Source organism: Pantoea sp. Acro-807 (assembly GCF_011752675.1).
Lineage (GTDB): Bacteria > Pseudomonadota > Gammaproteobacteria > Enterobacterales > Enterobacteriaceae > Pantoea > Pantoea eucrina.
On sequence record NZ_VWXE01000011.1, the window covers coordinates 84601 to 94767 of the forward strand.

Genomic DNA, 10167 nt, shown 5'->3' on the forward strand with positions numbered 1-10167 from the left:
TGTAACACCGCAAATTACAAACCGCTTAAAGTCGCCCCAAGCTGTTAGCGGTTCCCTGATGGAATTTTTGACAACTTACCTAATCTGCAACGCGCGGTTGGGAACGTTAAAAGCCAGAGAGGCCGCTATATGCGGCCTTTCGCCTTTTCAGGGGTACAGACGTGAAACAGAAAATCGCAGTAATCAGTCTCTCAACCAGTCAGCCAATGGCTATCACCGCCATTTACGAAGATCACACGCTGGTTATGTCAAAGCCGCAGCCGCTGCCAAACGGCATGCGGGCACAGGTAGCCAAACTCACGCCTTACATTGAGACGTTGCGCGCGCAGGGCTTTAAGGTGCTGGTGGATGAAGCCACGGGCAAAGTGTCCGGCGTAGTGGGCGGCAATCATGTTTCTCTCAAAGCAAAAGGCAGCGATGGCCGCGCGGCGGTGCTGATCGGTATTGAGCGTTACAACGAGCTCATGCTGCAGGAAAATCTCGCGCTGCCGAAAGAAAACAAAGGCGCATTCGAGATCCCCGATTCCATTGTGGAGGTGGAGTACAACGCCAGCGGCGAGGAGGTGTACCGCATCAACTGGCGTGATATACGCCCGGAGCATGTGCTCACCATCCTGTGCTGCTTTGCCGTGGGCTACAACAACGTGGCGTCAGCGGACTACGTTAACGCCATGAGCGCCGCTGCAGCTGAAGAAAAGCCGTCCGTCATGGACGCGTTTAAGCGCCTTATCGGCTACGAGAAAATCAAAGCCGCTGAGGCCGTGCCGGAGACATTGGCCGGGATGCGCATCAGCGACGAGGAGCGGATTCTGTGAGTTATAACCGCCTCGACGATCGCTCTATTGAGGATGTAGTGCTGCGCAGCCTCTTTCACCAGGAAGTTATAAAGCGTTCCGCATCTTTTCACGAAGAGAATCAGGACTACACCATCCGTCTCGACGAGATATTCCGCGCTGACCTGGCGGCATACCGCGCCTATGAGGGCAACGCGGATTTGCGCTGGATTTTCCGGCTGCTGTGCGGGATTGAGTCAGAAATGGAGCCGCTGCCCGCCGGCCAGACGCTTTCCCTGCCGGATATGGCGTGGCTGCGTAATCGCATGCGCGAATACGCGGGCGGCAAGCCGGAGTTAATCAGTGGCTGATACTCCGTTTGCCCGCACCGAATCCGGGCGCTACGACACCGCCGGGCTCTCCTCTAAAGAGTTCTCCCGCGTGTTCGACCAGATAGACAAAGACCGCCGGCGATCGCGCCGCATTGCGCATCGCACGCTTAACCCTCTCACCCTGAAGAACAAGGCGCTCGACGACATTATTGCCCTGGGCAAAAAGAAGTCCGGCACCTTCTACACCAGAGAGGATCTTAAAGGGTTTGAGAAAAATCGCGCCGGCGCACGCCAGCAGTTCAACGCGGCTGTTGCGGGGATCACGTATGCGCAGCTGGTGGCGGGCAGTCAGCAGATCGACATTAAGCGCGCCAATAACCGCGTGGACGACGGTTCCGGTATTAAGCGCGCCACGCCCACCACGCTCAAACACAACGTGCTCACGGTAAGCGTAGAGGCGTCCGCCGTATCGGTTGATAAACATCACCGCGTGAAGTTCCGCTTTGAGGAGTGGGATCAGCTGATCGAGGAGGTCACGGATGGCAAAGACAGCGCCAAAATTGCCAAGCGACTCTGCGCTGGCCGCGTCTCTTTTGATTGCGATTGTGGCCGTCACCAGTACTGGTACCGCTACATTGCCACGGCGGGGAATTTCGCCCTTGCCCCGCCAAAAGAGTACGCCTACCCGAAAGAGAAAAACCCGAACCTGAAAGGCGTGGCCTGTAAGCACGTCATTCACGCCTTTACCCGCCTGCAGTCCGCCTCATGGCAGGTGCGGATCGGCCAGGCGATGCTCAAAAGCGCCGGCAACAACGCTTACGGCGATGATCCGCGTAAAACCACTGAGCACTTCACCGACGCCGATAAGGCGAAGTTCAACCGCAACCGCAACTCGCAGACCAACGCCGCCGCCGTAAAGCGCGAGCATGAGAAATACCAGAAGCGCATGAGCGCGCTGGCGAAGCGGCTGAGCAACGACGATGGCCGGATCGACAAGCTGCGCGGCCAGCTGACCCGCGCCAAAAAGGTTACTGCCACGGAGCGCGCCCGCGCGGCGAAAAAGCAGGCGCAGCTGGCGGACGAAAAGGCAAAAAACGCGCTGCTGCGTCAGCAGCTGGCCGACCAGGCGAAGATCCAGCGCCAGACGTTCATTGATGCCCTGGTGCTGAGCGGCACGCCGCGCGCGCAGGCGGAAAAAATGTTTATCGACTACGCAAAGAACCAGACAAAAGCAGGTAATCAGTAATGGGACGCTACGACGAATTTCTTAATGACACGCCCCCTTCCACCAGCGAGGAAACCCGCAGTGAAACAGAGCAGCCCACGCCTGCAGCGCCTGCAGAAGATGTGCCGGACAGCAGCAGCGCTGCAACCGATCTGGAAGCGTCTGGCGAATCCGCCGCCGCCTCACCCGATGGCGCTGCCACTGGCGGTGCTGATGATCCTGACGGCAGCAGCAGTGAGGATTATGACCCGCTGAGCGCCCCGCTGCCGGATGCCCTGGCGGCACGCGAGCAAAGCACGGCGATTAAGCCCCGCTTTAAAGGTCACGCCCCCTTTAACAACATGGTCCGCCGCGACTGGGTTAAGGCAATAGAGAGCGACTACAGCGCGTTTCAGGCGCTGCTGTACCTGCCGGATATGCGCGATGTGGGCGAGGTGGACGACGAAACCGGCTTTGAACAACCCGCGTTTACCGAACTGAACAATAACCAGCGCACGCTGAGCTATCAGGATGCCGATCCGGCCATTGTCACGGTGCTGGACTGCCCGGACGAGCGCGAGAGTTTCCAGGTGCTCGATGCCGGCGACGAGCAGGACGGCTTAACCGACGACGTGCTGATCCTGCGCATTGCTGCAGAAGGCGTGCCGGTTGGCTCAATCCTTGAGTGGAATGAAGAGATGGCCAGCGGCACCCTGGCGCGCCGCTGGTGGTACGTCCACCGCATTTACGGCTTCGGCACGCAGAACGTCGGATCGCTCTACTACTGCATTCCCGCCCGCAACTTTGACACCACCAGCAACGGACGTATCGAATGAAACAATTACTCGCCCGCACCCGCGAATGGGAAACCACGCGCACCGGCCAGATGCAGAGTACGGGCTTTACCGCTGCTGATGCCGCCATTGCAAAGGCGTTGAATGACGTGTTCCGCGGCGCTGTCATTGTCGCACCGCGCCCGCATGAAGCGCGCTACGCCGCCTTCCTGGCACGCAAACCGGAGGATCGGGTATTCGTCGGCAAGTTTGATGACGTGCTGGAGTTTCTGCGCGCCGTCCGCCAGGCGGGCGCCGGACGCCACAGCGTAAAGCAGGAAGATATGCCGAACATCAACCGCGACGCGCTGCCGGTTATCAACCTTTCCCGCGGGTTCGATATCACCTACGACAACAACGATCATGAGATTGACCGCCGCAACTACGCCGATGTGGTCGCGTCTGAGCAGGATGATAAGCCGCTGGCGGAGATTGAAGCCGCGCAGGCCTCGCTGAACTACACCATCACGCTGATTGCCAGCGACAAAGATACGCTGTCGCTGATGTGCAATACGCTGGCCGCTAACTTCCGATCGCGCTTTTCCACCCGCTTTATTGCGCATGACAAGCTGGCTGGCTGGCCGGTTGAGCTCAACTGCAGCATTCAGGACGCAAAATCCATCATGTACAGCGATATGTCGCCGCCGTTCTCTCAGGAGCGCATCTACGCCTGCCAGACGTCGATGATCGTCATGGTGGACGTGCTGACGGCATACGAAGTCACGGCGCGCAGCGTGCGCCACGACACGCAGCTTGCGCCGGCAGGGGCATAACGGATGGCAGCAGAGCAGAAGAACAAGCCCATGCAGTACTTCCTGCAGTCGGTGATCATCAATGACAAAGAACTGCCGCGCAGCTGGATAACGTCGGCGCTCTACATTGAGAAAACCGCCCTCACTGCCCCGCTGCTGGTGCTGGAGGCACACGATCCCGAAGGCAAGCTGATGGACGAAATGGGCGCCCGCTACGGCGCAACGCTGGTGGCGGAGCTGGGCGACCCGACCGGGAAGCGCGGCGCGTACCGTGAGACGTTTTTCGTTACGTCCGCGCCGGCCAGCGGCGACGTGGTGCGCATTATCGCCGTGTCAGCCGACCTGAAGCGACTGAAAACGCCCTCAGCCCGCGTGCGCCTGTACGCCGATCGTCAGCCTGGCGACGTCATGAAAGAGTTTGCCGGCACACTGACGATCGAGGCTGACGCATTCAAAAAAGCGATGACCTATCACCTGAATATGAGCGAGAAGCCGTCCGGCGTTCTGCGCCAGATGGCAGAAGATCATGGCGCGCTGGTGTGGTGCGCCCGCGGCATGTTCTGCATGAAGGAGATAGGCAAACTCATTGGCACGAAACCGGCGGTTGTCTATGAAGCCAATAACCCGAAAGCGGAATACACGATAAGCAAACTGAGCCATATCAACCAGGACGCCGCCGCCACAAGCAGCGCTGATTATCAGTTTGTGGGTTACTCCATGACTGACGGCTACATTGCCGTGGGCGATAAATCCAAGCCGGTTAAATATATCTCTGATGCCGACGTGGCCACGCTCACCAACATGGGGCGCGTGCTTATTCCAAAGCTGGATATCGAGGTCAGCGGCAACGCGGACATTACCGCCGGCATGGTGATAGGCGTGCAGATCCACCGCTATGACCCGGAAAACCAGACGGATGAAACGCTGCCGAAAAACTTTATCGTGTCCGCAGCCATTCACCATGAGGATCGCATCGGCTACACCACGCGCATGATTTTAGGAGTACCCAACCAGTGAGTAAGCAACGCGCCGTAATCACGGCCACCAAAGACCCGTCAGGACACATGCGCGCGCAGATCCGCCTTACACCGCAGTGGGCGGACGTCGAAGCGGAGACGCTGCCCTGGGCTGAATACCAGCTGCCTATAGGCAACGCGTTTGTTCCCTGCAAAACGGGGGATGAAGTGTGGGTAGAGTTTCCGTACACCGACGCGCGCGGGCGCCCGGACACGCGCCGGCCGCTTATCACCGGTGCGGCACAATCAGCGCCAGGCGGCGTGCCGAGCGTGGCACCTGAAGCCTCCGGACAGGGCAGCGCCTACGAGCCACCAGCCGTTGACGGCGCACCGGCGCGCCCTGCCCTGAACGCAACGGAAGATTTTGTCTCGCATCGTAATAATCTGCTGGAGGTCCGGTCCGCTGGTGGCGGGTATGAAATTACCAACACGGCCAGCGGTTCACGCATAGGCATGAATGAAAGCGGGCAGATTTACATTCTGGGGCCGGGTGATCTGGTTATCGACGTGGGCGGCAATGTGACGGTCAAAGCAGGCGGGAAAACCGTGTTTAGTTCAGGCGATACCTACAGCGCTACAGCGCCTCAGTTTGAGTTCAGTCAGTAATTATTATGCGTAATCTAAGAAAATCCTTAGAATGTGGTTAATATCCGCATTGAGGCTTTTCTGCATGAAATCTCCCTTCTTCAAAAATGTCATGGTCTATGGCCTGAACCGGGACATTCCGTTAGACGCGGAAGAACTGGCGCAGCAACTGCAGACAATGGCGTTTACCCCCTGTGCCGCGCAGGACATGGCGAAATCCGGCTGGATCAACATTACCTCAGATGAATTGCTGCTGGCTGAAAACGGCCAGTACCTGCTGTGCTGTCAGACCGAAAGCAAAATCATGCCCGCCGCCACGCTTAACGAGTTTGTGGCTGACCGCGTTGCGAAAATTGAGCAGGAAGAAGCGCGCAAGGTGCGTCGCAGCGAACGCGTTTCCCTGAAGGATGAAGCCCTTCACACGCTGCTGCCGCGCGCCTTTACCCGCCGCACGCAGGCTTTTATCTGGATCGACAGCGTAAATAGCCGCATCTACGTTGACGCAGCCAGCGCCAAAGCGGCAGAGGATATGCTCGCCATGCTGCGCAAAACTATCGGCTCGCTGCCGGTTGTGCCGCTGATGGCTGAGGAGCCTGTCGAACTCACGCTGACTGAATGGCTGCGCTCCGGCGACCTGCCGGCGGGCTTTTTGCTGGGCGACGAGGCTGAACTCGCGGCGATTCTGGAAGAAGGCGGCAAAATCCGCTGTAAGAAGCAGGATCTAATCAGCGATGAAGTGCGCGCGCACATTGAGGCCGGGAAAGTAGTCACGCACCTGAGCCTTGACTGGCAGGAACGCATTTTCTGCCGTGTGGCGGACGATTTGAGCATTAAGGGCATTAAGTATGCCGACATGCTCACTGAGCAGAACGATGATATTGACCGTGAGGATCAGCGCGCACGCATGCTGGCTGATTTTATGCTGTTCACGTCCGAGTTTTCTGCTTTCTTCTCCGGGCTGGTGGATGCGCTGGGCGGTGAGGCAAAACGATGATCACTTACGGCTCTGTCTGTTCCGGCATTGAAGCGGCAAGCGTGGCCTGGGACGGGCTGGGATGGACAGCCGCATGGTTTGCTGAGATAGAAAAGTTTCCTGCAGCCGTGCTGTCTCACCGTTACCCGGACGTGCCGAACCTGGGCGACATGACAAAGATTGCGGCCGGCGTTCGCGCCGGTTCTATTCCGGCGCCGGCCGTCATGGTTGGCGGCACCCCCTGCCAGGCGTTTTCTATCGCCGGGCTCCGTAAAAGCCTTGACGACCCGCGCGGTCAGCTCACCCTTTCTTATGTAGATTTAGCGAACGCCATTGATGAAAAACGAATTGAAAACGGCGAGCAGCCTGCCGTCCACCTGTGGGAAAACGTGCCAGGAAGTCTCAGCACACCTGACAACGCCTTTGGATTCTTCCTTGCCGGAATGGCTGGCGAAAATGAAGCATTTGAACCAGGCCCAAGACCTGAGCACGGCAAAAGCGGACCGGGCTGGCGCTGGAACAAAAGCGAGCGTAAGCATGTTCCGAAGTGGCCAAAGTCTGGTTGCGTTTATGGGCGACAGCGCAAACTCGCCTGGCGACTCCTTGATGCCCAATACTTCGGAGTGGCCCAACGCCGCCGTCGTATCTTCGTTGTCGCAAGTGCTCGAAACGATGTTGATCCCGCAGAAATACTTCTTGAGTTCGACGGCATGCGCCGGGATTCTCCGCCGTGCCGAAAAACGGGGAAGGCAGTTGCCGCCCTTACTGCAAGTGGCGTTGGAATCGGTGGCCCTGACTTCGCACACGCCGCAGCCGGTCATTTAGTTTCTGAGTGCGATAACGGCCTCAAATCAGCAGACTGTGACGGCAGCTATTCTCCTCCTGTTGCATTTGGTGGCGGCAACTGTTCCGGCGCGCTGGATGTGGCAGCGTGCCTGACGGCTAAAGGGCAGCGTAATGATTTTGACGTAGAGACGTTTGCAGTACAGAGCGCCACGGGCGAAGTGAGCCACACCCTGACAGCTGAAGGACATGATGCCTCAGAAGATGGCACCGGGCGCGGCACGCCCGTTGTCGCCTTCTCCTCAAACGAACACGGCTCTTTTGCTGAAGGTGTATCAGCACTGCGCGCTAAGTCCGGGGCTGACCATGAGAGCATTGCGGTAAGTGTTGTTCATGGCACGCAAGACCCGGATGTGTTGAATAATCTGGCGCATACCATTGGACGAAATCAGGGACAGGAAAACGCGATACTGGCTTTTTCCTCTAAAGACCACGGGCAGGACGTGGCAGAAGGGTTATCACCGACGCTTCGCGCTGGCAGTCATGCTGCCAGCCACGCTAACGCCGGCGCACCACCAGCGGTTGCCTACGGCTTCCAGACTCGCATAGCGCGCAACGGACGCGGTGACATGGGCGAACTGTGCCACACACTTAACGCTGAATCAGGCGAAACGGGCAAAGGTGATGCAGCGCCATGTGTTGCCCGCTGTGAGGAGCACGCAGCGTTTGCTGAAAACACTCGTGGTGAAGTCCGCCTGTTCAACGGCGACGGACAGATAACGGGCGCACTGTCGGCCGGCGGCGGAAAGCCCGGACAGGGCTACCCTTCTGTTGTCACCCGCTGCGAAGTCCGGCGCCTGACGCCCAAAGAATGTGAGCGCCTGCAGGGCTTCCCGGATGGCTGGACACTGATACCGGAGAAGAAACGCAACGCGCTTGCTGCTGACGAAATGGCTTACCTGCGCCTGACGCACCCTGACATGCCTGAAGAAGAGGCGCACCGCCTGGCGGCTGATGGTCCGCGTTATAAAGCGATTGGTAACTCTATGGCGGTACCGGTTATGCGCTGGATTGGCGATCGTATTGCTAATCAGATCATGCTGGTGGCCAGCGTAGCAGAGACCCGGCCTGCGGACCTCCCTGCTCTGCCGGCGGCAAAGAAAAAGCGTGCGCCGGCGCGAAAGGTTGCAGAGGATAAATACCCGCGTTCGTTCCTGAAATGGGCTGGCGGCAAACACTCCGTGCTTGATGAAATACTGGCGGTAATGCCAGCCGGAAAGCGCCTGATTGAGCCGTTTGTTGGCAGTGGTACCGTATTCATCAACGCAGGCTTTAAGCGCAACCTGCTGGGGGATATCAACCCGGATTTGATTAACCTTTTCAATCAGCTGCAGGGCAACCCGGACGCCGTGATTGATACGGCTCACCAGCTGGAAAAGGGCTGTCTCACTAACGAAGCCTATGTGGCCATGCGCGATGAATTTAACGGACGCCAGGCGCACGCGGTGCGGCATGCAGCGCTGTTGCTGGCGCTGATGCGCACCTGCTTTAACGGGCTGTGCCGGTATAACCTGAAAGGCCTGTTTAACGTGGGCTGGAACAAAAAGGCAGGGGCAAACTACTTTCCGCTGGATGAACTGCAGCACTTCGCTGGCCTGCAGAAAGAAATGACATTTGTCTGCGCCGGGTTTGAGGATGTGATCGGCCATGCGGGCGAAGGTGATGTGGTTTTCTGCGATCCGCCTTATGAGCCGATGCCGGACGAAAGCGGCTTTACCGCATACAGCGGCAACGCCTTTACGTTTGAGCATCAGACGCGGCTGGTGGAGTGCTTGGTGGCAGCGCGCAAGCGCGGCGCTAAAGTAGTCATTACCAACAGCAGCGCGCCGTCAGTCGTGGATTTGTATACGCGCAACGGCTTCAGGATCATGCCGCTGGCCGCACGCCGATCTGTGTCCTGTAAGGGCGACACGCGCAAAACGGCAGACGACATAATAGCCTTACTCTGAACAAAAAACCCCGCTCTGTACGGGGTTCTTATTAGTTCTGTGGTTTGGGTGCCTGCTCTTTAGCTGCTCTTTCTTGCGCCTCACGCTCTTTTTGAGCATTAATCTCTCTAAACTTATCAACTACCGGGATTTCGCCACTAGCAGCATCAACAACAGATTGAGTCGCGGCACTATATAAATTGCTCCTTTCTTCCTTTGTTAGAAATAAAGAGTAAATGCCGCCAAAGAGAATGATGACAATGATTGTTGAGGACACTCCTTTGATAGCATCCATTACCCACATTCCAACGTGGTTATACCAAGACTTCTCTGTTTTAACTAATTGCTCTACGCGCTCGATGAAATCTGCCTTAGCTTCCTTCTTTATTCGGTCTTTTATTTCAACGACTAAGCCTTCTCCTAATGCACGAGCCCTGACACTATAATTACTGATAAGGCTAGGGCTGTTGAGCACAAGATCATGGAACCTTTGAAGTTCTGCGTCTATTTCCTCATCACTCTTTCCAGCCAAACCAAGACTCTCAGCAATTTCGTTTTTATCAGCTTTATAAATTGCATAAGCCATCAAATCAAGAGGTTGATCCTTGTCAGTGACAAGAGCCGTAAAAACATATTTTTTTTGAGTAGCCAAATATAATAAACTCCGATCCGATGGATTTATTTTTTAGATTTTAAGTAAGCTGCCTTGAAAATATCTTCAATGTTTTCATTCTTTTTTATTTTTATTTTTTCCAACAAATTTGCACCAGCATGCACAAGCCAATTTCTTTGTTTTTTGAGATTCTCCATCTGGGCTTCATGGGTTTTTAACGCATTTTCTTGGATTTTTTTGTAATGCGCATAAGATTCCAAGCTATCTTTGTGGATAGCTTCCGCCCTGCTTTTTAATTTCTCCTGCGTTTCAAAT

11 protein-coding genes are annotated in these 10167 nt (G+C 56.6%); 9 read left to right on the top strand and 2 right to left on the bottom strand.

Annotated elements, in window-relative coordinates; genetic code table 11:
- The first annotated feature begins 161 nt into the window (after nt 1-161).
- The 9 genes from F3J39_RS18180 (at nt 162) to F3J39_RS18220 (ending at nt 9260) form a co-directional block, all read left to right on the top strand.
- Nucleotides 162-815 (top strand): maturation control protein, encoded by a 654-nt coding sequence (locus tag F3J39_RS18180; RefSeq protein WP_166714561.1) that lies wholly within the window; start codon nt 162-164, stop codon nt 813-815.
- Nucleotides 812-1144, top strand: a complete 333-nt coding sequence (locus tag F3J39_RS18185) for a hypothetical protein (protein ID WP_040113265.1) — start codon at nt 812-814, stop codon at nt 1142-1144. Before F3J39_RS18180 ends, F3J39_RS18185 begins: the two co-directional genes overlap by 4 nt.
- Complete coding sequence (locus F3J39_RS18190; RefSeq protein WP_166714562.1) at nt 1137-2351, top strand: phage tail protein; 1215 nt, start codon at nt 1137-1139, stop codon at nt 2349-2351. Before F3J39_RS18185 ends, F3J39_RS18190 begins: the two co-directional genes overlap by 8 nt.
- Nucleotides 2351-3145, top strand: a complete 795-nt coding sequence (locus F3J39_RS18195; RefSeq protein WP_166714563.1) for a phage tail protein — start codon at nt 2351-2353, stop codon at nt 3143-3145. Before F3J39_RS18190 ends, F3J39_RS18195 begins: the two co-directional genes overlap by 1 nt.
- Nucleotides 3142-3915 carry a baseplate gene (locus tag F3J39_RS18200; RefSeq protein WP_166714564.1) on the top strand — a complete coding sequence of 258 codons (774 nt, stop codon included), beginning with the start codon at nt 3142-3144 and terminating at the stop codon, nt 3913-3915. The genes F3J39_RS18195 and F3J39_RS18200 overlap by 4 nt, the downstream gene beginning before the upstream one ends.
- A 3-nt stretch (nt 3916-3918) precedes the next feature.
- A complete protein-coding gene (locus tag F3J39_RS18205) occupies nt 3919-4911 on the top strand; it encodes a tail length tape measure protein (protein ID WP_166714565.1) in 993 nt (330 codons plus the stop codon).
- Entirely contained in the window at nt 4908-5516 is a 609-nt protein-coding gene (locus F3J39_RS18210) for a baseplate protein (RefSeq protein ID WP_293005212.1), read from the top strand. Before F3J39_RS18205 ends, F3J39_RS18210 begins: the two co-directional genes overlap by 4 nt.
- A gap of 64 nt (nt 5517-5580) precedes the next feature.
- Nucleotides 5581-6489, top strand: coding sequence for a recombination-associated protein RdgC (gene rdgC / locus F3J39_RS18215; RefSeq protein ID WP_166714566.1), 909 nt, complete (start codon nt 5581-5583; stop codon nt 6487-6489).
- Nucleotides 6486-9260 carry a Dam family site-specific DNA-(adenine-N6)-methyltransferase gene (locus tag F3J39_RS18220; protein WP_166714567.1) on the top strand — a complete coding sequence of 925 codons (2775 nt, stop codon included), beginning with the start codon at nt 6486-6488 and terminating at the stop codon, nt 9258-9260. Before rdgC ends, F3J39_RS18220 begins: the two co-directional genes overlap by 4 nt.
- 31 nt (nt 9261-9291) lie before the next feature.
- On the opposite strand, the gene F3J39_RS18225 is transcribed toward F3J39_RS18220, so the two are convergent.
- Together F3J39_RS18225 and F3J39_RS18230 are read right to left on the bottom strand one after the other, a co-directional pair.
- On the bottom strand, nt 9292-9891 hold the full coding sequence (locus F3J39_RS18225; RefSeq protein ID WP_166714568.1) for a hypothetical protein: 600 nt from the start codon (nt 9889-9891) through the stop codon (nt 9292-9294).
- 26 nt (nt 9892-9917) lie between these two features.
- Nucleotides 9918-10167, bottom strand: a 250-nt coding sequence (locus F3J39_RS18230; protein ID WP_166714569.1) for a hypothetical protein, incomplete at its 5' end; no start/stop codon positions are given.

What these genes read in the sequence shown, in the direction of transcription:
- F3J39_RS18220 (WP_166714567.1), top strand. Translation starts at nt 6,486, where the DNA reads ATGATCACTTACGGCTCTGTCTGTTCCGGCATTGAAGCGGCAAGCGTG.
- F3J39_RS18200 (WP_166714564.1), top strand. Translation starts at nt 3,142, where the DNA reads ATGAAACAATTACTCGCCCGCACCCGCGAATGGGAAACCACGCGCACC.
- F3J39_RS18205 (WP_166714565.1), top strand. Translation starts at nt 3,919, where the DNA reads ATGGCAGCAGAGCAGAAGAACAAGCCCATGCAGTACTTCCTGCAGTCG.
- F3J39_RS18195 (WP_166714563.1), top strand. Translation starts at nt 2,351, where the DNA reads ATGGGACGCTACGACGAATTTCTTAATGACACGCCCCCTTCCACCAGC.
- rdgC (WP_166714566.1), top strand. Translation starts at nt 5,581, where the DNA reads ATGAAATCTCCCTTCTTCAAAAATGTCATGGTCTATGGCCTGAACCGG.